Source organism: Streptomyces nymphaeiformis (assembly GCF_014203895.1).
GTDB lineage: Bacteria > Actinomycetota > Actinomycetes > Streptomycetales > Streptomycetaceae > Streptomyces > Streptomyces nymphaeiformis.
In genome coordinates, this window is the sequence record NZ_JACHJY010000002.1 from 559,321 (window position 1) to 585,118 (window position 25,798).

Below are 25,798 nucleotides of genomic sequence, written 5' to 3' on the forward strand. Positions count from 1 at the left end.
CCGTTCGCCAGGCTCGCTGCGCCTTGCCGTGGGCCTGGCTCATGGACCGGTGCCCCTGCCGGGATGTCGGGCAGGGGCACCGTGTCCGTTCAGCGCACCGGGGCCGTACGGGCGAGGGCGTCCCGGGCCGCTTCCTCGGCGAGGGCGCGGTCCTCCGGGACCACGCCGATGCGGGTGCGGCGGTCGAGGAGGTCGGAGGCGTCGAGGGCGCCTTCGTGGCGGACCGCCCACACCAGTTCGGCGCCCGTGACGGGGTGGCCGGGTACGACGGGCTCGGCCAGGGCGGGGTCTTCGAGCCCGAGGGCGTGGACGGCCGGGGCTTCGGAGCCGTAGCGCTGTACGAGGCGGGGCGGGACGTCGAGACCGGCGAGGGTCTGCGGGGCGGCCGCGCCGACGAGGGGGACGGACGCGGTGCGGCACGCGCCGGCGGTCAGGCCGCGGGCGGCGACGGCCGCGTCGACGGCGTCCTGGGCCATGCGGCGGTAGGTGGTCAGCTTGCCGCCGACGACGGTGACGATGCCGTCGGGCGAGGTGAGCACGGCGTGCTTGCGCGAGATGTCGGCGGTGCGGCCCTCCGAGTCCCGGGTGTCGAGCAGGGGCCGCAGGCCGGCGAAGGCCCCGACCACGTCGGAGCGGTGGACGGTGACGTCGAGGGCGGAGCCGAGTACGTCGAGGAGGAAGCCGATGTCGGTCTCGGGCACCTCCGGCACGTCGGGGACGTCGCCGTCGACGGGCTCGTCGGTGAGGCCGACGTACACGCGCCCGTCGCCCTGGGGCAGGACCAGGACGAAGCGGTTCGTCTCACCGGGGATCGGGATGTGCAGTCCGGCGGAGAGCCGGCCGAGGGTTTCCGACCGCAGGACGAGATGGGTGCCGCGCGAGGGCCGGAGACGTACGTCGTCGATGAGGCCGCCCGCCCAGACCCCGGCGGCGTTGATGACGGTACGGGCGCGGACGCGCAGCTCCTGGCCGGTGGTCTCGTCCCGTACCAGCGCGCCGTCGCCGTGGAGTTCCAGGGCCCGGGTGCGGGTGAGGACGCGGGCACCGTAGGCGGCCGCGGTGCGGGCGATCGCGGTCACCAGGCGTGCGTCGTCGGAGAGCCGTCCGTCCCAGGAGAGCAGTCCGCCGCGCAGGCCGACGGGGCGCAGGGCCGGGGCGAGGTGGCGGGTCTCGACGGCGGACAGCGTGCGCGGCTGCGGCAGCGTGCGGCGCGAGGTGCGGGCGCCGACGCGCAGCAGGTCGCCCGCGACGAATCCGGCGCGGGCGAGGGCGGCCTGGCCGCGGCTGACCAGCGGGGTGAGCGGGAGCACGAAGGGCTGGGCGCGGACGAGGTGGGGGGCGGTGCGTTCCATGAGGATGCCGCGCTCGACGGCGCTCTCGTGGGCGACGTCGAGCTGCCCGGACGCGAGGTAGCGCAGCCCGCCGTGGATCAGCTTGGAGCTCCAGCGGGAGGTGCCGAACGCGAGGTCGTGGGCGTCGATCGCGGCGACGCTCAGTCCGCGGGTGGCGGCGTCGAGCGCGGCTCCGGCGCCGGTGGCGCCGAGCCCGACGACGAGTACGTCGACGACGTCGCCGTCGGCGAGCCGGTCCAGTTCGCGCCGGCGCCGCACGGCGTCGAGCGAGGAGCCGGGCAGGGCGGTGCTGCTCGTGGGCTTCATGGGGCGAGGGTCCTCTCCAGCAGGGTGCGCAGCTCTCCGAGGAAGGCGGCTTCGCTCAGTTCGGGATCGTTCTCGTCGGCCATGGTGCGCATCGAGAGCGTGAAGGACTGGACGACGAGCAGCAGGGACCGGGCTTGCAGGTCGGGGTGGGCGAGGCGTACGGAACCGTCCTCGTGCCCTTCGTCCAGGGCCGTGACGAGGAGCCCGAGCAGGGCGTCCTGGCTGGCGCCCCGCCGGTCGAGGACGTACGGCAGCAACAGCTCGGGGTCGACGTCGAGGATCTTCTGGAACAGCGGATGGGACCGGAACGCGGCGACTCCCGCCACCAACCCCTCGACGATCCGGGTCCGTTCGGGCCGGTCGTCGTCGGCGGTCGGCATGGCGCCGGCGGCGACGGCGATCCACTCACGGGTCATCAGGTCGCCGACGAGGGTCCGCACGTCGGGCCAGCGCCGGTAGAGCGTCATCCGGGACACGCCGGCCCGCCGGGCGACGTCGGTGAGGGTGGTTCGCCGTACGCCGACGGCGAGTACGCAGTCGCGTGCTGCGTCGAGCACGGGATCTGCGTCCGCATGGTTGTGACGAATGGGCGTCATCTGTCACAGTGTAATGCCAGTGCGGGCCGAGCGGCAGCGCCGTCCGTGAAACAGACCGTGAGGAACCTCTCGAAGTGGACATGTTGTGGAGCGGCTGGGGCGACCCGGCCAAGGCGGCGCCCCTGCCCGAATCGGTGACCGGCCTGCTGCGGGACCTGCTCGGCGTCACGCCGCGGGAGAGCGGCCCGGCCGGCCTCGCCGACATAGAGGTGCCCGCCCCGGCACTGGCCGGAGAGGCGAGCGCCGCCCTGCGCGCCGCCGTCTCCGCACCGGACGGTGTGCGGGACGACGCCGAGAGCCGCGTCCGGCACACCCGGGGCAAGTCGACCCCCGACCTCCTGCGCATCCGTGCCGGCGAGGTCGACGACGTCCCCGCCGCCGTCGTCCTCCCCGGCAGTCACGACGAGGTCCTCGCCGTCCTGCGGGCCTGCGCGGACCACGGCCTGTCCGCCGTCCCGTTCGGCGGCGGCACCTCCGTCGTCGGCGGCCTCGCGCCCACCACGAAGCGGCCCTTCGTCGCCCTGGACCTCCGCCGGCTCGACCAGCTCCTGTCCGTCGACGAGGTGTCGCGCACCGCGACCCTGCAGCCCGGTCTGCGCGGCCCGCGGTGCGAGGCCCTGCTCAACGAGCAGGGCTGGACGCTCGGCCACTTCCCGCAGTCCTTCGAATGGGCGTCCGTCGGCGGGTTCGCCGCGGCCCGCTCCAGCGGCCAGGCCTCGGCCGGCTACGGCCGCTTCGACGAGATGGTCGTCGGTCTGAAGGTCGCCACCCCGGAAGGCACCCTGGAGACCGGCCGGGCCCCGCGCTCGGCGGCCGGTCCCGACCTGCGCCAGCTGATCCTCGGCTCCGAAGGCGCCCTCGGCGTGATCACTGCGGTCACCGTACGCATTCGCCCGCTGCCGCAGAAGCGGATCTACGAGGGCTGGCGCTTCGCCTCCTTCGAGGCGGGCACGGCCGCCCTGCGGCGGCTCGCCCAGGACGGCCCCCGGCCCACCGTGCTGCGCCTCTCCGACGAGTCGGAGACCTTCATCGGCCTCGCGCAGCCGGACGCCATCGGCACCACCGAACTCCCGCAGAACCCCGGCTGCATGGCCATCGTCGGCTTCGAGGGCACCGAGGCCGACACGGCCGCCCGCCGCGAGGCCGCGCGTGAGGTCCTCCTCGCCTGCGACGGCGAGTTCATCGGCGTGGAGGCAGGTGACAAGTGGGAGCACGGCCGCTACGACGCCCCCTACCTGCGCGACGCGCTCCTCGACGCCGGCGCGTTCGCCGAGACGCTGGAGACGGCCGCGTTCTGGTCCGCGATCCCCGGCCTCTACACCGCGGTACGCGACGCGCTGACCAGCACCCTCACCGAGGCCGGGACCCCGCCGCTCGTCATGTGCCACATCTCGCACACGTACGAGAACGGCGCCTCGCTGTACTTCACGGTCGTCTCCGCGCAGGGCGAGGACGCCGTCGCGCACTGGGCGCCGGTGAAGCGGGCGGCGAACGACGCGATCCTGGCGGCGGGCGGCACCATCAGCCACCACCACGGCGTCGGCACCGACCACCGCGACTGGTACGCCCGCGAGATCGGCCCCCTCGGTGTCCGCATGCTCCAGGCGGTCAAGGCCGAGGTCGACCCGTCCGGCGTGCTGAGCCCCGGGGTCCTGATCCCCGTCCGCTGAGCGCCGCCTTCCCGAACCCCTCCTTCCCGAACCCCTTCTTCTGCCGCCCGGAGGCCAGATCCATGCGACAGTTCACCGCCGTCGTCAACCCCACCGCAGGGGGATCCAGCGGCACGGCGAGCCTGATCCCGCTGGCCCGGCTGCTGCGGGAGGCGGGCGCGCGGCTCGACACCGTCTACAGCCGCAGCCTGGAACACGCACAGGAGGTCGCCCGGGACGCCGGGGCGAAGGGGCACGTCGTGCTGGCCGTCGGCGGTGACGGCATGGCCGGCACCGTCGGCGGTGCGCTCAGCGGCACGGACACGGTCTTCGGCCTGGTCCCCGCGGGCCGCGGCAACGACTTCGCGCGCGCCCTGGGGCTTCCCACCGACGCCGAAGGCCTCGCCAAGGTGCTGCTCGACGGCGAACCGCGGGCCGTCGACACCATCGAGGTGGAGTCCGCCAAGCACCAGGGGGTCCACGTCCTCGGCAGCGTGTACGCGGGTGTCGACGCGGTGGCCAACCGCCACGCCAACGCCTCCCGTCTGCTGCGCGGCGCGGCCTCGTACTACGCGGGCGGCCTCCGGGCGGTCCTCGCCTGGAAGCCCGCCGCGTACCGCATCACGATCGACGGGATCCGGCACGAGCGCACCGGCTACACCGTGGTCGCGGCCAACTCCGGCTTCTACGGATTCGGGAGGAAGATCGCACCGGGCGCGCGGGTCGACGACGGCCTGCTCGACGTCGTGGTGATCAAGGAGGCGCCCAAGCGCCTCTTCTTCGCCATGATGAACGAACTGAAGACGGGCGCGCACGTGAACCGTCCTCAGATCGAGATCCTGCGCGGCGAGGAGGTCCGCATCGAAGCCGACCGGCCCCTCCCGTACGGCGCGGACGGCGAGGTCGACGCGACCCTGCCGGTGACCCTCAGGGCGCGACCCGCGTCTCTCCGGGTACTGGCCTGACTTCGGCTCGTACGACCGGGCGCCGCCCTCAGCGCGGTCCGTGGGTCTGCAGGAAGACCACCGGGCCGCCGCCCAGTCGGCCCGCCGTGTCGAGGTCGAGCAGGGCCGCGAGCGCCTTGGCGGTGTAGGTGCGTTCCAGGGTCAGGCCGGCCTGCGCCGAGGCGCGGGCGAGGGCCCGGTCACCCGCGGCGGTGGGGTGCGCGTAGCCGTCTCCCAGCCAGGCCGTCTCGGTGCGGATCGCGTCGGGGGCGGGCCCGGCGTCGTCCAGATCCGCACCCCGGGCCCGGAGGAGAGCCGCGCAGCGGCGTGACAGCCTGAGGAGGGTGGCGGAGTCCAGCCGCAGGGTGTCGTTGACCACGACGCCGAGGACGCGGGTGCGCAGCCCGGCGAGCCGTAGCCCCAGGGCCAGCCCCGCGGCGGTCCCGCCGGATCCGACGGGGGTGACGAGCCACGCCGGCTCCGGCAGTTCCCCGGCCTCGACCTGTGCGCCCAGCTCCAGGGCGATCTCGACGGCGCCGAGCGTGCCGAGTGGCGAGGAGCCGCCCGCCGGCAGGTAGTACGGCGGAGCGAGGCCGTGGGCGTGCCGGGCGAAGAGCCAGGGCGCGGCCAGGATCAGCCTCGTCCTGCTGTGCAGGAAATGCAGCGTCGCCCCAGAAGCACGCAGTCGTTCCAGTTGAGCCCGCACGTGCTCGTCGACCGGGTGGTCGATCAGGCCCAGGGCCACCCCGAGCCCCAGCTCCCGCGCGTACGAGGCAGCGGCGAGGCCCCAGTTGGTGCCGAGGCCGCCGACGGTGAGGATGGTCCTCGCGCCGCGCCGCCGGGCTTCCGGCAGAAGCCACTCCAGCTTGCGGACCTTGTTGCCGCCCCAGCCGCCGTCCCCGTATCCGCTCTCGTCCTTGATCCACAACTCGGAGCGCCTGCCCAGGCCGGGCAGACGCCGAACCGGTGTGGGGGCCTCGCCCAGCCGGAGGAAGCCCAGGGAGTCGGCCAGTTCGGGACAGCGCCGGTGCAACAGCGGAGGTGGCATGGGGGAGAGGGTAGGTCCCCCGGCCGCCGCCCGGACCCCCTCGGCGTCGACTGTCGCGAACGAAGGTACTTCGAACAGGATCTACCACCTCCGTGGTCCGGTCGGCCTGCTGTCCCGGACTCCTGAGGGGTGCCTGCTCGTTCCCTCAACCTCCTTTGTTTCGCGGCCGCATGACCCATTCGAGCGCGAGGTATTGACGGTTGCATGATCGCGGCGTTTCCTGTGACCGCATCGTTTGATTGCGCGTGGTTCTGATTGGTTGTGTCGCACTCGCTGGTTACTTCCCACCCTCAGGAGCCCTCGAATGCCTACCCTGCGCGCCCGCCTGGCCCCCGCTGCCTCGACGGTTCTCGTCACCCTTCTCGGCCTCTCCGCGTGTTCGAGCGGCCAGGCGCCGTCCGGCTCGTCCGGTGACGTCCACACGGTGGCGGGCAAGATGTCCCTGACGTACCTTCAGAAACAGGGCGATCAGGAGTACTTCATCGGCGAGGCCGCCGGGGCGAAGGCGAAGGCCGCCGAGCTCGGGGTCGACCTGAAGGTGGTCAACCTGGGCAACGACGCCAACAAGACCGTCAGCGAGGTCCAGTCCGCGATCGCGCAGAAGAGCAACGGCCTGATCGTCGTCGTCCCCGATCCCGCGGTCGGCCCGCAGGTAGTCCAGGCGGCCCGGGACGCCAAGGTCGCCCTGCTCACCTCCGACGACCAGATCTGCACCACCGGACCGGCCCCCGCGTCCTGCGCGAAGGGCGATCTGGTGCCGCGGATCGGCTTCAGCGGAGCGCAGATGGGCGGCGAGGTCGGCAAGCGGGCCGCCCAGGAGTACGCCAAGGCGGGCTGGAACGCGGCCGACACCCGGACGGTCTCCGCCTGGAAGCAGGACGTGACCGTCTGCGGCGACCGCGTCAAGGCCGCGAAGGCGGCGTTCGCCGCATCCGCCGGCGCCGCCGTCCAGAACATCGACGTCGCCACCGACAACACCCCGACCGGCGCCCAGGACAAGGTCGCGGCCACGATCACCGCCAACCCGGGGGTCAAGCACTGGGTCGTCTGGGGCTGCAACGACGAGAACGTCCAGGGCGGCGTCACCGCCCTGCAGAACGCGGGCGTCGGCCCGAACGACATCATCGGCGTCGGCCTCGGCGCCTACCTCGCCTGCAAGGACTGGCAGTCCGGCAAGCCGTCCGGCATGAAGGCGGCGCTGTTCATCAACGGCAAGGACGTCGGCGCGCTCGCCGTCCAGACCATGTACGACCGCCTCAAGAGCGGCAAGGACTTCCCCGCGGAGGCGTTCGCCCCGACCCGGATGGTCGACGCCACCTCCTGGCGGACCGCCGGCGTCTCCTGCGGCTGACGCGCCCTCGCTCCCGTCCCGCCCCTCCTCGCATCAGTGAGGCCCCATGACCACCACCCCGGCCGCCGGCCTGTCCGCCGAGAACGTCTCCAAGCGCTTCGGCGCCGTCCACGCCCTCCAGGACGTCACCCTGCACTTCCCGCCCGGCCAGGTCACCGCCCTGATGGGCGAGAACGGCGCCGGCAAGTCCACCCTCCTGCGCATCCTGACCGGAGACCACCGGCCGACCCAGGGGCAGGTCCTCCTGGACGGGACGCCGCTCTCCCTCGCCTCGCCGATCGACGCGCGCCGGGCCGGGATCCGGATCATCCCGCAGGAGCCGGAGATCATCCCGCACGTCTCGGTCGCCGAGAACGTGTACGCCGGCTCGCTGCCCCGCCGCGCCGGGCGCCGCCTCGACCGGGCCGAGCTGCGCCGGCGTATCACCGCCGACCTGGCACGGCTCGGCTTCGCCAAGGTCCTCGACCCCGACCTCCCCGGCTCCCGGCTGACCGCCGCACAGCGCCAGTTGGTGGAGATCCTGCGCGCCTTCACCGGCGGAACGCCACCCCGGGCGATCGCCTTCGATGAGCCGACCTCCTCCCTCTCCGAGCACGAGACCGAAGCCCTGTTCACCCTGATCGGGCGGCTGCGCGACCAGGGCGTCGCCGTCGTCTACGTCTCGCACCGGATGAAGGAGATCTTCCGCCTCGCCGACCGCATAGCCGTCCTGCGCGACGGCCGGGTGGCCGGAGTCGTCGAGGCCTCCGCCACCACCGAGGCGGAGGTCGTCCGTCTGATGGTGGGCCGCGACCTGGCCGGCCTGTTCGCCCGGCAGGAGGTCGCCACCGAGCACGTCGTGCTCGACGTCAAGGGCCTCACCACCGACGACGTCCGCGACGTCACGCTCCAGGTACGGGCCGGCGAGGTGGTCGCCCTTGCCGGACTGATCGGCGCCGGCCGCTCCGAACTCGCCCTCGCCCTCGCCGGGGACACACCGATCCGCTCCGGCACCGTCACGCTCGACGGCAGGCGTCTCGACCTGCGCAGCCCGCGCGACGCGATCGCCGCCGGCATTGGTCTGGCCCCGGAGGAGCGCAAGGCCCAGGCACTGTTCCTGCACCGCACCGTCCGCGACAACACCGCTCTGGTCAGCCTCCGCCGACTGCGCCGCCGGCGCTTCGTCAGCAAGTCCCGGGAGCGCGCCCTCGCGCAGGAGTTCGCCGACCGCCTGCGCGTGCGCGCACCCTCCGTCGAGACCGAGGTCCACGCCCTGTCCGGCGGCAACCAGCAGAAGGTCGTGCTGGCCCGATGGCTGGCCCGCAGGCCCGCGCTGCTGATACTCGACGAGCCCACCCGCGGCGTGGACATCGGCGCCAAGGCGGAGATCTACCAGATCATCGCCGACCTGGCCCGCGAGGGCGTGGCCGTCCTGGTGGTCTCCTCCGAACTGCCCGAGGTCCTCGGCCTCGCCGACCGCGTCCTCGTGCTGCAGAACGGCCGCATCACCGGCGAACTCGGCCGTTCCGAGGCCTCCGAGGAGGCGATCCTCGCCCTCGCCATGGCCGACGACCTCACCGCCGCTCCCCAGGGCGGCGCCGGCACCGACACCCCGACCACCGCCACCGGAGCCGCCCGATGAGCGCCACCACCGCCCCGAGCACCCGACGCCCGCCGAGCGGAACCGGGCCCGAGCCGACCCGGCGCGGCCCGCGCGCGCTCCTCGCCTCGATCGGCGGGCAGAACGTCGGCCTCCTCGGCGCCCTCGTCGTCGTGATCGCCCTGTTCGGCTCGCTCGACCCGAACTTCCTCGGCTGGGACAACATCCGGGTGATCGGAGAGGCGGCCACCATCGCGGGGCTGCTCGCCGTGGTGCAGACCGTCGTCATCATCTGCGGCGGCCTCGACATCTCCGTCGGCTCCCAGGCCGGCCTCGCCTCCGTGGTCAGTGCGATGGTGTTCACCGCCACCGGCTCCAGCGCCCCGCTCGGCATCGGCGCCGCCCTGCTCGCCGGTGCCGCCGTCGGCCTGCTCAACGGCGTGGTCATCATCCACGGCCGGGTCAACCCCACCATCGCGACCCTGGCCGGCCTCGCCGCGTACAAGGGACTCGCCCAACTCGTCTCCGACGGACGGGCGCAGGGCTACGTCCTCGGCGACCCGGTGTTCGTCTTCCTCAGCCGGGGGAGGATCGCCGGGCTGCCCACCATGGTCTGGATCCTGGCCCTGGTCGCGGTCGCCGTGCACGTCCTGCTCACGTACACCGACATCGGCCGCAACATCTACGCCCTCGGCGGCAACGACACCGCCGCCCGACTGGCCGGCATCAACCTCAACAAGTACCTGATCTCGGCGTACGCGCTGACCGGCACCGTCGCCGCCCTCGCCGGTGTACTGCTCACCGCGCGCACCGGCTCCGGGCAGCCGGTCTCCGGCAGCGAGGGCCTGGAACTCCAGTCGATCACCGCGGCCGCGCTCGGCGGCTGCGCCCTCAAGGGCGGCAAGGGCACCGTCGGCGGCACCCTGCTCGCGGTCGCCCTGCTGGGGGCCCTCCAGAACGGGCTCACCGTCCAGGGCATCAACACCTTCTGGCAGAACGTCGCACAGGGGCTGCTCCTGGTGGCCGCCGTCGTCATCCAGCAGCGCCGCAACCGCGGCCGCGCCGTCGGCCTGCCCGCGTAGATCAGCTCCGGCCCAACAACCTCTCAGACAGGAGAACCCACGTGACTCCGTCCACACCCGGGATCAGGCATGCCCTGACCGCGGTGACCGCCTCGCTGGCCATGCTGTTCGGCGGCGGGGCGCTCGCCGCGACGGCCGCGGCCGGCCTCCAACTGGCCGCCGCTCCACCGGCGGCGGCCGCCGACAACACACTGGCCCGCACCCCCGCCATGGGCTTCAACAACTGGAACTCCACCCACTGCCGGGCCGAGTTCAACGAGTCGATGGTCAAGGGCATCGCGGACATCTTCGTCTCCCAGGGACTCAAGGACGCCGGCTACCAGTACGTCAACCTCGACGACTGCTGGGCCCTGCCCAACCGCGACGCCTCCGGCAACCTGGTCCCGGATCCGGTGCGCTTCCCGAACGGGATCAAGGCGCTGGCCGACTACGTCCACTCCAAGGGCCTGAAGTTCGGCATCTACTCCAGCGCCGGCACCAAGACCTGCGACAACCTCGGCTTCCCCGGCGGACTCGGCCACGAGCAGCAGGACGCCGACCTGTGGGCGTCCTGGGGCGTCGACTACCTCAAGTACGACAACTGCAACAACCAGTTCGTCGACGCCCGGCAGCGCTACCGGGCGATGGGCGACGCCCTGAAGGCCACCGGCCGGCCCATCCTCTACAGCATCTGCGAGTGGGGCCAGAACCAGCCGTGGAACTGGGCGCAGGACGTCGGCAACTCCTGGCGCACCACCGGGGACATCACCGACACCTGGTCCAGCATGATCGGCATCGCGCACGCCAACCAGCCGCTCGCCCCGTACGCCGGGCCGGGCGCCTGGAACGACCCGGACATGCTGGAGGTCGGCAACGGCGGCATGACCGACACCGAGTACCGCACCCACTTCAGCCTCTGGGCCCAGATGTCCGCGCCGCTGCTCATCGGCAGCGACCTGCGGACCGCGAGTGCGGCGACGCTGGCGATCCTGAAGAACACCGACGTGATCGCGGTCGACCAGGACCCGCTGGGCGTGCAGGGCACCGTGCTGTCCAGCAGCGGCGGCCTCGTCGTGATGAGCAAGCCGCTGGCCGACGGCAGCCGCGCGATCACCCTGACCAACGAGACCGGCCAGACCCAGACCGTCGCCACCACCGCAGAGGCCGCCGGGATCGGCGGCGCGCCCTCGTACACGCTCAAGGACCTGTGGTCCAAGCAGACCACCACCTCGACCGGCACGGTCGGCGCCACGGTTCCCCCGCACGGCACCGTGATGTACCGGGTGACCCCGAACGCGCCGATCGCGCTGCCCGCCGGCCTGCACCAGCTCGGCGACCTGGCCTGGACCTCGGCGACCAACGGCTGGGGCCCGGTGGAGCGCAACCGGAGCAACGGCGAGAGCGGCTCCGGCGACGGGCACGCCCTGACCGTCGGCGGCACGGCGTACGCCAAGGGCCTGGGCACCCACGCCGCCTCCGAGGTCCGCTACCACCTGGGCGGGACGTGCCGGAACCTCACCGTCGACGTCGGCGTCGACGACGAGTCCGGCAACAACGGCTCGGTGGTCTTCCGGGTGTACCGCGACCAGAGCCTGGCCGCCGACAGCGGGGTGCTCCGGGGCAGCGATCCCGCCAGGCGCCTCAGCGTCGACCTCACCGGCGCGAACGACCTGCGGCTGGTGGTCACCGACGCCGGCGACGGCAAGGACCACGACCACGCCGACTGGGCGGGTGCGCGCCTCGCCTGCGGCGACGGCCCGTCGGCCGGCAGGCACGACCTCGGCGACCTGCCCTGGGCGGGTGCCGTCAACGGCTGGGGCCCGGTGGAGCGCGACCTCAGCAACGGGGAGCAGGCGGCCGGCGACGGCCGCACCCTGACCATCGGCGGTACGCCGTACGCCAAGGGACTCGGCACCCACGCCGCCTCCACCGTCACGTACTACCTGGGCGGCACGTGTACCGGCCTGAGCACCGACGTGGGCGTCGACGACGAGTCCGGCAGCCACGGCTCGGTGGTCTTCAGGGTCTTCGCGGACGGTACGAAGGTGGCCGAGAGCTCCACCGTGACCGGCAGCGCCGGCACCGTGCACCTGGACGCCCCGCTCACCGGTGCCTACGAGCTCACCCTTCAGGTCACCGACGCCGGCGACGGCAAGGACTACGACCACGCGGACTGGGCCGCACCCACCCTCACCTGCGCCTGATCGAGACCGCCCGACCGCGGGCACGGGGCGCCTTCCCCCGCCCGCGGTCGGGGGAAGGCGCCCCGCTCACCTGGACGTCGACCGGATGACCGCCCCTGTTCACCACACGGTCATCTCTCCTCCGGAACATCGATGATCATCTGCGCGACATCCGCGTATGGCCGAAGGAGGATCACGGTGGGTTTCCGGCGTTCGGGACGGTCCGGCCGATGGAGAGGAGCCACCGCGGTGGCGATGGGCGGCGCGCTGCTCGCCGGCTGCGCGGGAGGCTCCGACGGCGCGGACGGGCCGTCGGCGACGGAGGCCGCGCCGAGCATCGACTGCGCCGAGTCCGGGCAGGTACGCGGGTCGGGTTCGTCGGCCCAGCAGAACGCGATGGAGCGCTGGATCCGGCAGTACCAGCTCGCCTGCAAGGGCGTCCAGGTCGCCTACGCCCCGCTCGGATCGGGGGCGGGCGTCGCCCAGTTCCAGCGCGGCGCCACCGCGTTCGGGGGCACGGACCAGGCACTGAGCGCGGAGGACGTGGAGTTCACCAAGGACGTCTGCCCCGGGGGGCAGGCCGTCGACCTGCCCATGGCCGGGGGGCCCATCGCCATCGGCTACAACGTGCCGGGGGTCACCGATCTCGTTCTGGACGCGCCGACCCTCGCCCGGATCTTCGACGCGCGGATCACCCGCTGGAACGACCCGTCGATCCAGCGCCTCAACCCCGATGCGACGCTGCCGGACATCCCCGTGGTCCCGCTGCACCGCGCGGACGACTCCGGCACCACCCAGAACCTCAACGCCTACCTCAAGGGCGCGGCCCGGAGGTCCTGGCCGTATCCGGCGGACAAGAAGTGGCAGGCCCAGGGCGGTCAGTCGGCCAGCGGCTCGGACGCCGTCTCCCAGGCGGTGACGCAGACCGACGGCGCGATCGGCTACTTCGAACTGTCCTTCGCCGTGCAACGGAAGATCGGGACGGTCCGCATCGCCACGGGCGCCGCCGAGCCGGTCGCCCCGACTCCCCGGAGCGCCTCGCTGGGCATCGCCGAGGCCGAGATCGCCGGCGAAGGCAAGGACCTCAGGCTGAAGCTCGACTACCGGACCAAGGCCGAGGGCGCCTACCCGATCGTCCTCGTGACCTACGAGATCGTCTGCGACACGGGCAACCGGCCGGAGACGTTGCCCGCCCTCAAGTCCTTCCTCACGTACACCGCGAGCGAGGAGGGCCAGTCCCAGCTGGACGCGTACCACTACGCACGGCTGCCCGCGTCCGTCGCGACGGAGGTCCGCAAGGTCGTGAGCACGCTTTCCTGACGCGGGCGACCACCAGGCCGGGGACGAGGAGGGGAAGGCCGGACCGGACGCCCGTGGCGGTCTTGGTTCACGGGCGCCGGTCGAGCGCGAAGCAGAGGAGGGAGAAGGCCTGAACCGTGCAGGCCTTCTCCCTCTCACGGCGCCTTCCTCACCTTCCCGACTGGAGGGCGCCCCAGGTGCCGGAGCCGACGATGCCGTCGACCGTCAGAGCACGTGAGGACTGGTAGTCGCGCACGGCCTGGTCGGTGCCCGGACCGAAGGAGCCGTCGACGGCCACCGTCCGGCCGAGCGCGGCGGTCAGGGCACGCTGGAGCCGGGTAACGGCTTCTCCCGTCGAGCCGTTCTGGACGGTGGGGGTGGATCCGCGGGACAGCAGGGCGGTCCAGGACTTCGGCCCGATCACTCCGTCCGCGGTGAGCCCCGTGCCGCTCTGGAAGTTCTTGGTCGCGGTGGTCGTGGAGGAGCCGAACGCCCCGTCCGGGGTGCCCGGGTCGTATCCGGCGGCCTTGAGCAGGCACTGGGCCGCCTTGACCTGGTCGCCGGTCGATCCGCTCTGGACCGTGGGGTACGTGGTGAAGTCGAGGTTCGTCCCCGTGCAGGTGGGCGCGGGCGGTGTGCCGGTGCCCACGTCCAGGTAGTCGCGGTCGATGTTGATCGAGTAGCCGCCGTAGGACTCGGTGACCTCGCCCGCGTACTGGTGGATGCGCTGGTGGCCGGCCCAGTAGGTGGACGGGACGTAGGAACCGGTGTTGGTGTCGGCGGTGCCGTTCCACCAGCCGTAGAAGATGTGGTCGACCCGCGTGTAGGCGCTGTTGCCGTACTCGCTCGCGGCGTCCTTGATGCCGGAGGACGCGCTGGAGTAGAAGCCCGACAGATAGCCGCCGCTGTGCAGCCGTTCGGTCCAGCCGGACAGGTACGACAGCACGGCCGCCTTGCAGGAGGCCGTGGAGGCGTATCCCTCGATGTCGCTGTAGACGGCGCTGCCCGCGGGGATGCCGAGGTTCGCCGCGGCGGTGAGGGCGGCGGCCGCCGCGGTCACGCCCTGGGACTTGGCCGTGGCGGGGTCGGCGGACATCTTCAGCGAGAAGCTCGTGCACGGGGCCTGGCGGCCGACGTCGATGGGGATCAGCCGCCATCCGTTGCCGGTCTGACCGGTCACCCAGCTCGCGGTCAGGTTCGGCTGCGCGCAGCCGCGGAAGGAGCCGCTGATGTAGACGCCGACCGCGCTGTACGGCGAGCCGGCCCGCCAGGCGTTCATGGCGGCCTGGGAGGGCGCGGCGCAGGTGTCGAAGCCCTTGCCCAGGTAGTTGCCGGGTTGCGGCCCGGCCGCGGCGAGGGCGGTGGCGTCGGGCCGCTGGACTGTGCGGGGCAGCTCGGTGCGCCGGGCACCCGGGGTGAGCTCGGCCGAGGCCAGAACGCCCCGCACCAGATCCTCGGTCGCCGGGGTGTGGGCGGCGGTGACGAGTACACCGGCGTCCTCGACCGCGATCTGGATGGTGTCGTTGCTGGACACGGCGGTCGGGGCGGTGGCCTTGCCGCGTGCGGTCCTTGCGGTGGCCGCCGTCGCCTGGCCGGCGGAGCGGGCGCTGAGGGGCTCCACGACGATGCCCGCCGTACGGCCCACGAGGTGTGCGGGGCAGTCGCTCTGCTCGGCGGGCTCGCCCAGGTAGACGGCGGGTCTGTCGAATCGGAGACAGGCCTGCGGATTCTCGGCCAGGTCGACGACCTGCCAGTCGGCGGGGACCTCGATGCGGTAGCCGTGGTAGCTGACGGCCTGTCGGCCGGCCCCGGGCGGGGAGGCGGCAGAGGCGGATCCGGGCGCGGCGAACGCGCCGACACCGGCGAGCACCGCCAGCGTGGCCGTTCCGGCACGGACGCGCCAGGGGATGCGGGAGGACATCAGGGCACTCCTACTCGATGCGGGGAGGGGGGAGAGGGAGGGGGCAGGTCTGCTCGGGGCGGGGACGAGCGGTGCCCGTCCGGAGGGCCGGAGCCTTGCCGGCCGCGCGCCGTGCGTGCGGTGCGGGCTCTTCCCCCGGCCGGAGCCGGTCCGGGGGAGAGCCCGCTGTCCGTGGCGTACGTACGGGTCAGACGCCGCAGTTGGGCGCGGACCAGGATCGGCTGGTGCGTCCGTCCACGTGGGTGTGGTCGTTGTGGTCGGGGTAGCCGGGGCCGAAGATTCCGCCGAAGCCGTGGTAGCGGGCCCGCTGGGCCAGCGTGCACAGCGACGGGCTGCCGGTCAGGTCGGCGGCGTCACCGTACAGGTGCCGACTGTTCGAGGCGCCGCCCACCGCGCTGTTGCAGGCGTACGAGCGGAATCCGCTGGTCACGGTCAGCGGCACGTCGCCCAGGGCGTGGCGCATGGCCTCCAGCTTCCACATCGTCCGCAGGGCGTTGGCCTTGGCCGTCGCGGCGCTGACCGCTCCACCGGACCAGTCGGAGTTGCACTTGTTCAGTTCGGCGTAGGTGAAGTGGACGGGCGTGCAGTCCGGGTCCTGCAGGGCGTAGATCTTGCTGAACGTCTGGGGACCGGCGATGCCGTCCGCGGGCAGCCCGTACGCCTGCTGGAATCGGGTCACGGCGGCCTTCGTGGCCGGGCCGAAGGAGCCGTCGACGGCGATGACCTCGCCGTACGCCGCGTGTCCGGCCACGCGGATCTGCAACTGCGTCACGTCGGAGCCCGACATGCCCTCGGACAGGGTGCGGCCCCAGGTGTAGCACTCGTCGGCCTGGGCGGATCCGGCCGTGGACAGCATCCCACCCAGCGTTGCCACCATGACCATGACAACCGAGAGGGTGAGTTGGATCGTGCGCCGAAGCATCGCGTCTCCGTCCTGAGGTCTGGTTCCCCGCCGAGGGGCTGAGGCGAGTGTGGTGCCTGTGAGCGGTACGTGTCCACACCGTCACCATCTGCCACAGGATCAGACCTTCGAAACAACCCGTCTGCAGGCAGACGGCCGTGCTGACGCCGGTCGCGCACCGGGCCGGACGTGCGCCGTTCCGCAGAATCGGACGCGCGCTCGGCCCGGTGTGTCACGTCGGCTCCGGTGCTACATCTGCTTCAGCTCCGCGTACACCGCCTCCGCGATGGCCGCCGTCGCGTTCTCCGCGAACAGGATCGTGTAGTGGTTGGTGTCGTCGACCCGGCGGGTGGTGATCCGGTCCGGAGAGAGGCCGCCCCCGGCCAGACGCCCCTCGTCGTAGAGCCCCTGAGGCTCGTTCATCACCCCTCGCTCCGCCCACAGCATGGTGCCGCGCACCTCCGGCCGGTGGATGGCGGCCAGCGTCTCGGCGTCGCCGATGGGGCCCGCGCCGTCGGCACGGATCGCTTCCAGGACGCAGCTGCTGCGCATCTCCGGGGGCTCGCCGGTCACGTCGCGGTCCACGTACGCCTCGACGTGCGGGCCCCAGTGGTCCGTGAAGGCCGGGTGCTCACGGAAGAGCGCGCGGTACGCGTCGCCGTCCGGGAAGGTCGTCTTGAGCCGGCGCATCGCCGGGCCGATGACCGACTCGATCACCTCGTCGAGGTCCGCGCCGCCCGGAATCGGGAAGCCGAGGCCACCGTCGACGAGAACCACGCGCGGGAAGCGGTCCGGGTGCCGCGCGGCGGCCACCGCGGTGGTGAAGGCCCCCAAGGAGTGCCCGACGAGCAGCGCCTGACGCAGACCCAGGTGATCGAGGACGGCGAGGACGTCCTCGACGTGGGCCTGGATGCCGTAGGGAGCCGGCAGACCGGCGCTGTGGGCCCGGCCGCGCAGGTCCGGGGCGTACAGATCGATGTCGCCGAGCCGCTCGGCGACGGCGCCGAAGGCCAGGCTGTTGCCCGTGATGCCGTGCACGGCGATGACCGCAGGCCCTTCTCCCGGCCATCGGGTCACGGCGAGGTCGCCTCCTCGTACGGGGACGGCGAGTTCCTCCGGAGTGCGCGTGGTCATGCGGACCTCTCCCATCTGTTCGGTCTCCTGCTGCCCGGCGCGGCGAGACCGCCCGCGGCCATGGAGACGGTCGGCACGAAGCGTGTCCCGAGAACGGCCACGGGTTCAAGGCCTGGGCCCCAGGCCGGCAGCCACGGGCCGGCGGAGGAGTACGGTGCGCTCGCGCAGCAGGGCCGCCGGCCAGGCCGAGGCACTGCGCGCGGCCCGGCCGCTGACCCGTGGCTCCGGGGTGTGCGGTGCTGCTGACCGTCGCGTCCCTGCGGGCGACGGCTCCTGCCCATCGCGGCGACCTGCCTCGTCAGGCCGTGGACGCCCCCGAGGCCCCTGACGTCCCGGCGCCCGGCTCCGCGGCCGCCTCCTCCAGCGCCGCCTCCACGAACACGCGGTAGCCGCGCACCGGGTCGAAGCCGTGGATCTCCTTGGTGTCGAGGGCGTCCAAGAAGTCGAGGATGTCCTTGCTGAACTCCTGACCCGGGACGAGGACCGGGAAGCCGGGCGGGTACGGGGTGACGAAGATCGCCGAGACGACCGGCCTGCCCGCGTCGAGGTGGCGGCGGGCCTCTTCGGAGGTCACGAACTCGCAGAGCTCCTCGCGGTAGGCCATGTAGTACGGCTTGCGCATGTCGCCGTCGCCCCCTCGGGGTCGGCGCGGAAGGCGGCGTGGAAGCGGGAGAAGTCCGGCAGCGGCGGATGGTCGTGGGCGAGCGAGTCGACCTCGAGGTCGAAGGCCTGCCGCTGCTCCGGCGCCAACTGGGCGACTCCGTCCTCCAGTTCCTCGGCGATGCCGATCAGCGCGCGCAGCAGTTGCGCGGCGGCGCTCCGGGTCGTCCCGATGTTGGTCATCGCGAGGACCGTGTTGCGGGTGGTCTTGTTGACCTGGATGCCCCAGCGGTCCATCAGGTGCCGGTGCTTGAAGGTGTCGCCGTCGATGCCGGTCGCGGAGATCTCGATGGTCAGCCGGCACGGGTCGAGCACGAACTCGTCGGTGCGCCACGCCTGTTCCATCGCCACCGGCCCGATGTGCAGCGGGTCCTCGCGGCCCGACGGGCGGTACGGGTCCGGGATCAGGTCGCTGCTGGCGAGGACCCGGAAGTACTTGGAGAGCAGCGGATGCCCGGCGATCCGGTCGCGCAGGGTCATGGCGAGTTCGACCTGCCGCAGGACCAGCTCGAAGCCCTCCAGCTCGACCTGGCGCCGGCCGATGTCGAGCGAGGCGAGGATCTGGTAGTTGGGCGAGGTCGAGGTGTGCGTCATGTACGCCTCCTCGCTGCGCCGGCTGAAGTCGTCGTCGTAGACGTGGATCATCGAGCCCTGGCGCAGGGAGGTCAGGGTCTTGTGCGTCGAGTGGGTGGCGTACGCGCGGATCCTGACCCGGTCCGGGTCAGGGAGCAGCGGCTCGTTCACCAGCTCCTCGTCGGTCATGCCCTGGATCTGCTCGCGATGCGCCTCGTACTCGGCCCGGTACTCCGCCGTGCCCAGGCGCGCGGCGATCGCGTCCGCGGACGCCATCGCGGTCCGGTGCCGGTAGACCGGGTGGAAGCGGGCGAAGGCGAACCACGCCTCGTCCCACAGGAAGACGAGATCCGGCTTGATGGCCAGGCACTCGGTCATCACCCGCTGGACGTCGTAGACGACGCCGTCGAAGGTGCAGTTGGTGAGCGAGATCATCCGGACCTTGTCGAGCCGGCCCTCGCGGCGGTAGGCGAGCAGGGTCCGCTTGATGTCGGCCAGCGGGATCGCGCCGTACATGGCGTACGCGTCGAGCGAGTAGCCGTCCAGGTACGCGACGTGGGATCCGGCCATCACCTGCGCGTAGTGGTGCGACTTGTGGCAGTTGCGGTCGACCAGGACGACATCGCCGGGCGCCACCAGCGACTGCGTGACGATCTTGTCGGCGGTGGAGGTCCCGTTGGTCACGAAGTACGTCCGCCGCGAGCCGAAGGCGCGCGCGGCCAGGTCCTGCGCCTCCTTGATGGGGCCGTGCGGCTCCAGGAGCGAGTCGAGGCCGCCGGAGGTCGCCGAGGTCTCGGCCAGGAAGAGGTTCAGACCGTAGAAGTTGGCCAGGTCGTGGATCCACGGAGAGTGGACCACCGAGTTGCCGCGGGAGACCGGCAGCGCGTGGAAGACACCGGCGGGCATGCGCGCGTACTGCAGGAGGGCCGAGTAGAACGGGGTCCGGTACCGCTTGCCGACCCCGCGCAGGATCGTCAGGTGCAGGTCCAGGACGTCCTCCTGCTGGAGGAAGACCGAGTCGAAGTCGCGCCCGATCTCGGTGGCGAGATGCTCGACGGAGGCCTGCTCGACCAGGTACAGGTCGAGTTCGGGCCGCGCGTCGCGGACCGCCCGGGCCAGGATCCGGGCCCGCTCCGCCGCGGTGAAGTACTCGATGTCCGGGACGTCGAGCGCGGGCACCAGATCGTCGAGGAGCGTCAGGTCGAGCGCGGAACGGCCGCGGAAGTCGGGCCGGACGACGACGGCCTGGATCCACGGGTTGACCAGGACCGCGACCATCGCGTCGACGAAGCTCGGCACCGCGACCACGTCGTAGACGAACGGGTCCTCGGGGCGGCGGATCGCGCGCAGTTCACCGGCGATCTTCGTCCGCTCGGCCTCGGAGAGATCGGCCACCACCAGCACGTCGAACCGGGGACGCCTGTCCACGGCGGCCTCCGGTTCGTCGACGGGCGGCGCCTCCACCCCCGTCACCGCCGCCGAGACCTTCACGTCCCCGATCAGACCGCGCCCGATCCGTTCCGCCTCCCGGCTCAGCTCCAGGTACGTCTCGGGTACCGCGAGCGCGCGCAGCGTCGCCGCCGCCTGCCGCCCCGGATGGCTCAGGTAGTACGTGAGCACGTCGGCGTCCGCGAGGCCCTGCTCCAGCTCGGCCTGCCCCCTGCTCCGCTCGGCGGGGTCGAGGTTCGGCATCGCGAGATGGCGTGCGGTGTCCGCGATCGACCACCAGAGGTCGGTGAGCAGCTGCGAGACGCTGTTGTAGGCGGAGAGTCCCGGTCCCGGTCCCATGAGCATCGGCTCCCTGGTCGCACGGCGATCGCACGGCGCGGGCAGCCGTGACCGCACGGCGCACACAGCCGTGTACGGAGATGCTGGGGCCGGGCGCATCGCACCGCATTCCAGGCATCTCGACGGCCTCGCGAGCCAGTGCCGTGGGCAGGTCGGGCAAGGGCCGGATCCGAACCTAGCCGAGTGCCGGAGGGGGCTCGGCTGGGCGGCGTCCCCAGGCCGAGATCAGCGGCGCGAGTGTCAGGTCGAGTTCGCCCGCGTGGATGGCGGCCAGGTGCGCGTCGATCTCGGCGTCGTCGGCCAGACCGGCCGCGAGCAGCTCGCCGCGCACGTGCCGGATGGTCGCCGCCTCCAGCCGGTCGCAGGCCGGCCCGCCCACCGGGAAAGAGCCCGCCGCGGCGACGTCCACCAAGCCGGCCTCGCGCAATGCCCGCGGCAGTGTCCGGCCGTAGCGCAGGTCCGCGCCGCGTCGCGCCAGCAGTTCCCGGACCGCGTCGCGCAGCCGGTTGGCCCGGCGCTGCGCGGGGCCGCTGTCGTCCAGGCACGCCAAGGGCTGCAGAGCGGTGTCGGCGTCCTCGATCAGCAGCCAGCCGCCGGGCCGCAGCGCCGCCGCCATCGTGGCCAACGCGCGAGCCCGGTCGGGTACATGGACCAGCACGAGCCGTGCGTGCACCAGATCGAACGTCCCCGGCTCCGGGGGCGGATCAGCGGCGACGTCGTGCCGGCGCACCTCGTACCCGTCGCCTGCCTTCAGCCACGACGGGTCGATGTCCGTGGCCAGCACGTGACCGGTCGGACCGACGGCCGCCGCGAGCGCCTCCGGGATGCCGGGGCCACCGGCCCCCACTTCCCAGCAGCGCGAGCCGGCCCCGACCCCCAGTCGATCGAAGTGCCCGCGGGTCACGCCGTCGAACAGCTCGGCCAGCCAGACGAATCGCTCGCCCGCCTCGGCACGCGCGTTGTCCAGCAGATACCCGCGGGCGGGGGCGGACTCTCCACCGGGCGTGGCAGTCCCCCCTGTCGGATCCGGTCGGTCGTCGACGTGCGGCGGTCGGGGCGAGGAGGTCATGCCTCCATGGTCGACCTTCCCGGGCCGCCGGCGCACGTCAACGGCGAAGCCCGCGCGACACACGCCGGCGAGGACGGTCCCCCCCGCCGTGGGCGAACACCCCGAGGGTGGCCCGGTCCGTCGTCCACGTAGGCGCCCGGGCCGGGCCGCAGGGGAGGGGACCGCGCGGCCCGGCCCGGAGTCGGTGGGGGTCACACGTAGATGGACTTGGCCTCCAGATGGGCGGCGAGCGCTTCCGGACCGAGGTCGCGGCCGTGGCCACTCGACTTGACGCCACCGAAGGGCGCCGCGATGTCGGGGAGATAGCGGTTCACGCCGATCGTGCCCGTGCGCACCCGGCGGGCGACGGACCGGCCGCGCTCGGGATCGGACGTCCACACCGACCCGCCCAGCCCGTAGTCGGACTCGTTGGCGATGCGCACCGCGTCGTGGCCGCCGTCGTAGGCGATCACGGACAGCACCGGGCCGAAGATCTCCTCCTGGGCGATGGTCGAGGTGTTGTCGACGTCGGCGAAGACGGTGGACGGCGGCCTCGGACTCCTCGGCGGTCCGGTGCTGATGATCGCCAACTATCCGACGCTGACCGGCAGCAGGCTCACCTGGGTCAACGCACTGCCCTGGGCACTGCCCGCAGCCGCCGCGGTGGGCGCGATCGCCGCGGGGAGCCGGTCGGTCGGAGCCGCCTCCGCGGTGGACCGGGCGGAAACGGCGCCCACGCGGACGACGTGAGCGGCGTCCCGCAACCCGCCCCGCCCTGCTGCTCCCAGGGAGAGATTCCGGCGCATCCTCCGCGACGGCCGTAGCTCCGTCACCGCCCTCACCCTCATCGAAGAACTCACCACCACGGAGGTTCGAACTCCCATGCGTACCCTCGCCATCGCGGCCGTGCAGACCGCGCCCGTTCCGTACGACACCGAGGCCACCTGGCACCGGTTCGCCGAACGGGTGCGCAGTGTCCGGACGCTGTTCCCCCACGTGGAACTCGTCATCGTGCCGGAGCTTTTCCTCGCCTCCGTGGGCCCGCTGCCGGCGGAGACCCCCGACGGATGGCCGGCAGAGGCCGCTGAGCCGGTGCCCGGCCCGCTGACCGACCGGCTCGCGAAGCTGGCCAGGGAGACCGGGCTCTGGCTGGTGCCCGGCACCGTGATCGAACGCGCCGAGGACGGCCGGATCCACAACACCGCCCTCGCGATCTCACCGGAGGGCGAGATCGCGGCCCGCTACCGCAAGGTCTTCCCCTGGCAGCCCTACGAACCCGCCGCGCCGGGCGACTCGTTCACGGTCTTCGACATACCCGGCAAGGGCCGTGTCGGCCTGGCCATCTGCTACGACGGCTCCTTCCCCGAGACCGTGCGCCAGCGGGTCGTTCCGCGTCCCGGAACGGGCGCGGGACCAGGACTGACGAGAGGCGCCTGGCGGAAAAAATCCCAGGCCAGGCGCCTCTCTTTCACATCGGCCGCCGTCTATCGTGCCGAGTAGCCGAAGGCCACGTCGTTGGCCGGGAGGCCACCGGAGCCGGGCTTGTACGTGGTGGTGGCAGCGACCGTGCCGCCCTGCGTCACGTTGGACATCGGCAGCGCGTAGAGCGCGCCCGTGGCCAGGGGCCCGAAGGGCATGCCCACGTACAGCTTGGTCGCCGTGAAGTGGATGCTCTTGCCCAGGGACTGGTTGGCGCCGGGGGGACCGGGGATGCCGTCGCCGTCGCCGGCCTCGATCCAACGGTCGTTCGGACCGGCCGAGCCGGCCAGCGAGAACGTGTGGACCGCGCCCGCGTTGGCGACGGTGCCGATGTCCTCGCCGGGCGTTCCCACGGCGAGCCGCATGGACGCCACGGTGCTCACCGAACCGGGGGCGGTGTTGACGGCGGTGAGGTACTCGCCCATGCGGTCACCGGTCTCGGAGGTGCCGGACACATCATCCTCCGCGGTGCCCTGCTTGAGCTCCCGCAGGTAGCTCCAGGTGCCGTCGGGCTTGATGCGGATCTGCACCACACGGCCCGCGTTGGCACGGTCCTCCGTGCCGACCGTCACGCTCTCACCGGGCGCACCGATCGCCAGGATCGACTCCGTGGCGGCTGCGGCGCCGGTGGCCCGGAACGGGGCCATGGCCACCGCGTACCCGAACTGGTCGCCCGCCTCGGAACCGCCGGAGATGGCCGCGTTGTCCTGGTCGAGCCAGCTCAGTGGCAGAGGGTGGCCGGCGGAGTCGAAACGGTTGGCGTCGAAGATCATGACGGCGCCGGCCTTCGCCGTGCTGCCGAGGGCCTCGTTGGGGGCGCCGATGGCGATGTAGTTCTGGTCGGCGGCCACGGACCAGCCGAAGAGGTCGCCCGCCTCGGGGTCACCGGACACACCGGCCGTCGACTGGCTCAACGCCAGGCTGGTCGTGCCGTACACGTAGAACGCGGAACCCGCCTGCGTGACGCTGCCGATGGCTTCACCGGGCAGGCTGATGACCAGGTACGGCCGGCCGGCGTCGTTCACCGCGGCCGCGATCCTGTGGCCCATCCGGTCGCCCGCCTCGGACGCCGAGCCCGCGATCGCACCCGTGCCGGTGCCCTGTTCGAGGTGCGTGGCCTTCAGGGTGCCGGTGCCCAGGCCCCCGGCCGCGCCGTACAGGATGTCGACGAAGCCGGCGTCGGTGGCGGTGCCGACGGTCTCGCTCGGGGTTCCCGCGACGAGGTCGGTGAAGCCGTCCTTGTTCCAGTCGATGGTGGCCAGGGTCTCGCCGAAGTAGTCGTCCGCCTCGGAGCCGCCCGGCACCCAGTCCAGGTCCTGGCTGATCTCCGCGGTGCCCTTGCCGCCGCCGTACACGATGCGGATCAGGCCGGCCTTCGCGTCCGCGCCGACGGTGGCCTGGGGGTCGGAGACCGCGATGTCCTCCGCGCCGTCACCGTTGAAGTCGGTCATCCCGGCCGGCTTCGGGGTGGTGCCCCCGCCGCTGACAGCGGCACCGAGGTCGATCCGCGGGGTGGTGGCACCGGTGTAGACGATGTTCCGGCCGCTGCTCTTCAGCAGGGCCGTCAGGTCGGCGATGCTCTTGGTGGGGAAGGCCTGCTTGAGCACCGCGTAGGCGCCGGCCACGTGGGGCGCGGCCATGGAGGTGCCGTTCTTGGAGGCGTAGGCGCCGCCGGGCACGGAGGAGACGATGCTCGTGCCGGGGGCGAACAGGTCGAGCAGCGGGCCCCGGTTGGTGAAGGCGGACAGCTCGTCGTCGTCGGTGGTCGAGCCGACCGTGACGGCGGAGGAGATGCAGCCGGGCATGCTCACCGCGTCGGTGTGCCCGTTGTTGCCGGCCGCGATCACGGTGGCCACGCCGGCGCTCAGCAGGCTGTCCACGATCGGCTTGCGCAGATCGGTGTCGCAGGCGGTGGTGTAACGGCCGTTGCCGAGGCTGAGGTTGGCCGAGACGATCGGCGTACCGGCCTGCTTGAGCTTCAGCACGTGCTCGAGGCCCTTGAGCTGTGCGCTCTGGTAGCTGCCCACGCAGGGGGCGATGCCGCCGCAGAACTCCTCGGTGGTGAACTCGCTGAAGACCTGGATGGCGACGATGTTGGCGCCGGGCGCCACACCGTGCTTGGGAGCGCCCGTGATGCCGGCGCCGTTGCCCGCGGCGATACCGGCCACGTGGGTGCCGTGGTCGCAGGCGGCCATGGTCGCGCAGGGGCCGGCCGCGGTGTCGGCGGAACCGGTGCCCTCCTGCGTGTCGGCGCCGTTCGGGCACAGGCTGACGACGCCGCTCTCGGCATCGCTCGGCGAGAAGCACGCCTCGGCCACGACCCGGTTCTTCAGGAACGGGTGGCTGACCTCGACGCCGGTGTCCAGGACGGCGACCGCCTGGCCCGCTCCGGTCTTGCCCGCGGCGAAGGCGTCGTCACCGCCGATGAGCGGGATGCTCTGGTCGAGGGTCGGCGGTTCGACCTTGTCCTCGGTGACGCTGACCACGCCCGGCTTGGCAGCGAGTTGGTCGAGGCCGGTCCGGTCCACCTTGAGGGTGACCACCGGCACGGTCTCGAATGCCTGCTTCGTCTCGCCGGCGGTCGCCGCGTCGGCGACGTCCGCGAGGGTCTCCGTGACGACGTTGACGCGGACCTTGCCGCCGCCCGCGGTCTGGTCGTAGAGCGGAGGGTCGACCGGGTCGGCCGCGGCTTCGGCCACTGTCGCGGTGCTCAGCGGTGTGACGGCGTGGGCCGGTATCGCGGCGCCGAGGGTCGCGGCCGTCATCGCGGTGACGACCGTCGCCCAGATCGTTCTCTTCATATTGCCTCGGTGAGCAGGGGGCGCGTCATGGCCAGGCCCGTGGGGAAGCAGGCATGGCGCAGCCCGGGGAGATGTGGGGTGGCGATGTGGTGAAAGACCTCGGCGGAACGGGCCGGGCGGCGAGA

General features: G+C 72.5%; 20 protein-coding genes. 9 read left to right on the plus strand and 11 right to left on the minus strand.

All coding sequences use genetic code 11. The annotated features are described in order from the left end of the window. Positions 1–89: 89 nt before the first annotated feature. Positions 90–1,658 (minus strand): glycerol-3-phosphate dehydrogenase/oxidase, encoded by a 1,569-nt coding sequence (locus tag GGE06_RS08330; protein ID WP_116157134.1) that lies wholly within the window; start codon positions 1,656–1,658, stop codon positions 90–92. Further along, positions 1,655–2,254: a TetR/AcrR family transcriptional regulator gene (locus GGE06_RS08335; protein WP_116157133.1), complete on the minus strand. Its 600-nt coding sequence runs from the start codon at positions 2,252–2,254 to the stop codon at positions 1,655–1,657. Before GGE06_RS08335 ends, GGE06_RS08330 begins: the two co-directional genes overlap by 4 nt. A 74-nt stretch (positions 2,255–2,328) precedes the next feature. Here GGE06_RS08335 and GGE06_RS08340 point away from each other — a divergent pair, with 74 nt between their 5' ends. Further along, entirely contained in the window at positions 2,329–3,924 is a 1,596-nt protein-coding gene (locus GGE06_RS08340) for an FAD-binding oxidoreductase (RefSeq protein ID WP_116157132.1), read from the plus strand. 62 nt (positions 3,925–3,986) lie between these two features. Continuing rightward, positions 3,987–4,868, plus strand: a complete 882-nt coding sequence (locus tag GGE06_RS08345; protein ID WP_116157131.1) for a diacylglycerol/lipid kinase family protein — start codon at positions 3,987–3,989, stop codon at positions 4,866–4,868. A gap of 28 nt (positions 4,869–4,896) precedes the next feature. Here the strand turns inward: GGE06_RS08345 and GGE06_RS08350 are convergent, their stop codons facing one another. Continuing rightward, on the minus strand, positions 4,897–5,895 hold the full coding sequence (locus GGE06_RS08350) for a pyridoxal-phosphate dependent enzyme (protein WP_184930416.1): 999 nt from the start codon (positions 5,893–5,895) through the stop codon (positions 4,897–4,899). 304 nt (positions 5,896–6,199) lie between these two features. On the opposite strand from GGE06_RS08350, the gene GGE06_RS08355 reads away from it, so the two are divergent. The 5 genes from GGE06_RS08355 to pstS all read left to right on the plus strand — a co-directional run bounded on the left by GGE06_RS08355 (position 6,200) and on the right by pstS (position 13,389). Then, entirely contained in the window at positions 6,200–7,246 is a 1,047-nt protein-coding gene (locus GGE06_RS08355; protein WP_116157129.1) for a substrate-binding domain-containing protein, read from the plus strand. Positions 7,247–7,292: 46 nt separating this feature from the next. Continuing rightward, a complete protein-coding gene (locus GGE06_RS08360) occupies positions 7,293–8,867 on the plus strand; it encodes a sugar ABC transporter ATP-binding protein (protein ID WP_116157128.1) in 1,575 nt (524 codons plus the stop codon). Then, entirely contained in the window at positions 8,864–9,907 is a 1,044-nt protein-coding gene (locus tag GGE06_RS08365) for an ABC transporter permease (RefSeq protein WP_116157127.1), read from the plus strand. The genes GGE06_RS08360 and GGE06_RS08365 overlap by 4 nt, the downstream gene beginning before the upstream one ends. 101 nt (positions 9,908–10,008) lie before the next feature. Beyond that, positions 10,009–12,090: an NPCBM/NEW2 domain-containing protein gene (locus tag GGE06_RS08370; protein ID WP_184930619.1), complete on the plus strand. Its 2,082-nt coding sequence runs from the start codon at positions 10,009–10,011 to the stop codon at positions 12,088–12,090. A gap of 234 nt (positions 12,091–12,324) precedes the next feature. After that, entirely contained in the window at positions 12,325–13,389 is a 1,065-nt protein-coding gene (pstS, locus tag GGE06_RS08375; protein WP_246532439.1) for a phosphate ABC transporter substrate-binding protein PstS, read from the plus strand. A gap of 148 nt (positions 13,390–13,537) precedes the next feature. Here pstS and GGE06_RS08380 read toward each other — a convergent pair whose 3' ends face one another. The 7 genes from GGE06_RS08380 to GGE06_RS08410 form a co-directional block, all read right to left on the minus strand. Next, entirely contained in the window at positions 13,538–15,289 is a 1,752-nt protein-coding gene (locus GGE06_RS08380) for a glycoside hydrolase domain-containing protein (RefSeq protein WP_116157125.1), read from the minus strand. 187 nt (positions 15,290–15,476) lie between these two features. After that, positions 15,477–16,211 (minus strand): D-Ala-D-Ala carboxypeptidase family metallohydrolase, encoded by a 735-nt coding sequence (locus GGE06_RS08385; protein WP_116157124.1) that lies wholly within the window; start codon positions 16,209–16,211, stop codon positions 15,477–15,479. Between the two features lie 228 nt (positions 16,212–16,439). After that, positions 16,440–17,324 (minus strand): alpha/beta fold hydrolase, encoded by an 885-nt coding sequence (locus tag GGE06_RS08390; RefSeq protein WP_184930417.1) that lies wholly within the window; start codon positions 17,322–17,324, stop codon positions 16,440–16,442. A 298-nt stretch (positions 17,325–17,622) separates the two neighbouring features. Next, positions 17,623–17,946 (minus strand): Orn/Lys/Arg family decarboxylase, encoded by a 324-nt coding sequence (locus GGE06_RS08395; protein ID WP_184930418.1) that lies wholly within the window; start codon positions 17,944–17,946, stop codon positions 17,623–17,625. Then, positions 17,895–20,345 carry a PLP-dependent aminotransferase family protein gene (locus tag GGE06_RS08400; RefSeq protein ID WP_184930419.1) on the minus strand — a complete coding sequence of 817 codons (2,451 nt, stop codon included), beginning with the start codon at positions 20,343–20,345 and terminating at the stop codon, positions 17,895–17,897. The genes GGE06_RS08395 and GGE06_RS08400 overlap by 52 nt, the downstream gene beginning before the upstream one ends. 175 nt (positions 20,346–20,520) lie before the next feature. Continuing rightward, entirely contained in the window at positions 20,521–21,414 is an 894-nt protein-coding gene (locus GGE06_RS08405; protein ID WP_116165138.1) for a methyltransferase domain-containing protein, read from the minus strand. A gap of 191 nt (positions 21,415–21,605) precedes the next feature. After that, positions 21,606–21,983 carry an aldehyde dehydrogenase family protein gene (locus tag GGE06_RS08410; protein ID WP_221517895.1) on the minus strand — a complete coding sequence of 126 codons (378 nt, stop codon included), beginning with the start codon at positions 21,981–21,983 and terminating at the stop codon, positions 21,606–21,608. Between GGE06_RS08410 and GGE06_RS08415 the strand changes: the two genes are divergently transcribed. Both GGE06_RS08415 and GGE06_RS08420 read left to right on the plus strand, forming a co-directional pair. After that, positions 21,973–22,143 carry a hypothetical protein gene (locus tag GGE06_RS08415; RefSeq protein ID WP_181924405.1) on the plus strand — a complete coding sequence of 57 codons (171 nt, stop codon included), beginning with the start codon at positions 21,973–21,975 and terminating at the stop codon, positions 22,141–22,143. The two genes, GGE06_RS08410 and GGE06_RS08415, sit on opposite strands and share 11 nt — an antisense overlap. Before the next feature lie 132 nt (positions 22,144–22,275). After that, complete coding sequence (locus GGE06_RS08420; protein ID WP_184930420.1) at positions 22,276–22,893, plus strand: carbon-nitrogen hydrolase family protein; 618 nt, start codon at positions 22,276–22,278, stop codon at positions 22,891–22,893. On the opposite strand, the gene GGE06_RS42290 is transcribed toward GGE06_RS08420, so the two are convergent. Beyond that, on the minus strand, positions 22,878–25,673 hold the full coding sequence (locus GGE06_RS42290; protein WP_246532379.1) for a S8 family serine peptidase: 2,796 nt from the start codon (positions 25,671–25,673) through the stop codon (positions 22,878–22,880). The genes GGE06_RS08420 and GGE06_RS42290 overlap by 16 nt on opposite strands. Positions 25,674–25,798 lie beyond the last annotated feature (125 nt).

What these genes read in the sequence shown, in the direction of transcription:
- GGE06_RS08390 (WP_184930417.1), bottom strand. Translation starts at nt 17,324, where the DNA reads ATGACCACGCGCACTCCGGAGGAACTCGCCGTCCCCGTACGAGGAGGC.
- GGE06_RS08345 (WP_116157131.1), top strand. Translation starts at nt 3,987, where the DNA reads ATGCGACAGTTCACCGCCGTCGTCAACCCCACCGCAGGGGGATCCAGC.
- GGE06_RS08395 (WP_184930418.1), bottom strand. Translation starts at nt 17,946, where the DNA reads ATGCGCAAGCCGTACTACATGGCCTACCGCGAGGAGCTCTGCGAGTTC.
- GGE06_RS08365 (WP_116157127.1), top strand. Translation starts at nt 8,864, where the DNA reads ATGAGCGCCACCACCGCCCCGAGCACCCGACGCCCGCCGAGCGGAACC.
- GGE06_RS08335 (WP_116157133.1), bottom strand. Translation starts at nt 2,254, where the DNA reads ATGACGCCCATTCGTCACAACCATGCGGACGCAGATCCCGTGCTCGAC.
- GGE06_RS08420 (WP_184930420.1), top strand. Translation starts at nt 22,276, where the DNA reads ATGCGTACCCTCGCCATCGCGGCCGTGCAGACCGCGCCCGTTCCGTAC.
- GGE06_RS08385 (WP_116157124.1), bottom strand. Translation starts at nt 16,211, where the DNA reads ATGCTTCGGCGCACGATCCAACTCACCCTCTCGGTTGTCATGGTCATG.
- GGE06_RS08380 (WP_116157125.1), bottom strand. Translation starts at nt 15,289, where the DNA reads ATGTCCTCCCGCATCCCCTGGCGCGTCCGTGCCGGAACGGCCACGCTG.
- GGE06_RS08360 (WP_116157128.1), top strand. Translation starts at nt 7,293, where the DNA reads ATGACCACCACCCCGGCCGCCGGCCTGTCCGCCGAGAACGTCTCCAAG.
- GGE06_RS42290 (WP_246532379.1), bottom strand. Translation starts at nt 25,673, where the DNA reads ATGAAGAGAACGATCTGGGCGACGGTCGTCACCGCGATGACGGCCGCG.
- GGE06_RS08415 (WP_181924405.1), top strand. Translation starts at nt 21,973, where the DNA reads ATGATCGCCAACTATCCGACGCTGACCGGCAGCAGGCTCACCTGGGTC.
- GGE06_RS08350 (WP_184930416.1), bottom strand. Translation starts at nt 5,895, where the DNA reads ATGCCACCTCCGCTGTTGCACCGGCGCTGTCCCGAACTGGCCGACTCC.
- GGE06_RS08405 (WP_116165138.1), bottom strand. Translation starts at nt 21,414, where the DNA reads ATGACCTCCTCGCCCCGACCGCCGCACGTCGACGACCGACCGGATCCG.
- GGE06_RS08400 (WP_184930419.1), bottom strand. Translation starts at nt 20,345, where the DNA reads ATGGGACCGGGACCGGGACTCTCCGCCTACAACAGCGTCTCGCAGCTG.
- GGE06_RS08355 (WP_116157129.1), top strand. Translation starts at nt 6,200, where the DNA reads ATGCCTACCCTGCGCGCCCGCCTGGCCCCCGCTGCCTCGACGGTTCTC.
- pstS (WP_246532439.1), top strand. Translation starts at nt 12,325, where the DNA reads ATGGGCGGCGCGCTGCTCGCCGGCTGCGCGGGAGGCTCCGACGGCGCG.
- GGE06_RS08370 (WP_184930619.1), top strand. Translation starts at nt 10,009, where the DNA reads ATGCTGTTCGGCGGCGGGGCGCTCGCCGCGACGGCCGCGGCCGGCCTC.
- GGE06_RS08330 (WP_116157134.1), bottom strand. Translation starts at nt 1,658, where the DNA reads ATGAAGCCCACGAGCAGCACCGCCCTGCCCGGCTCCTCGCTCGACGCC.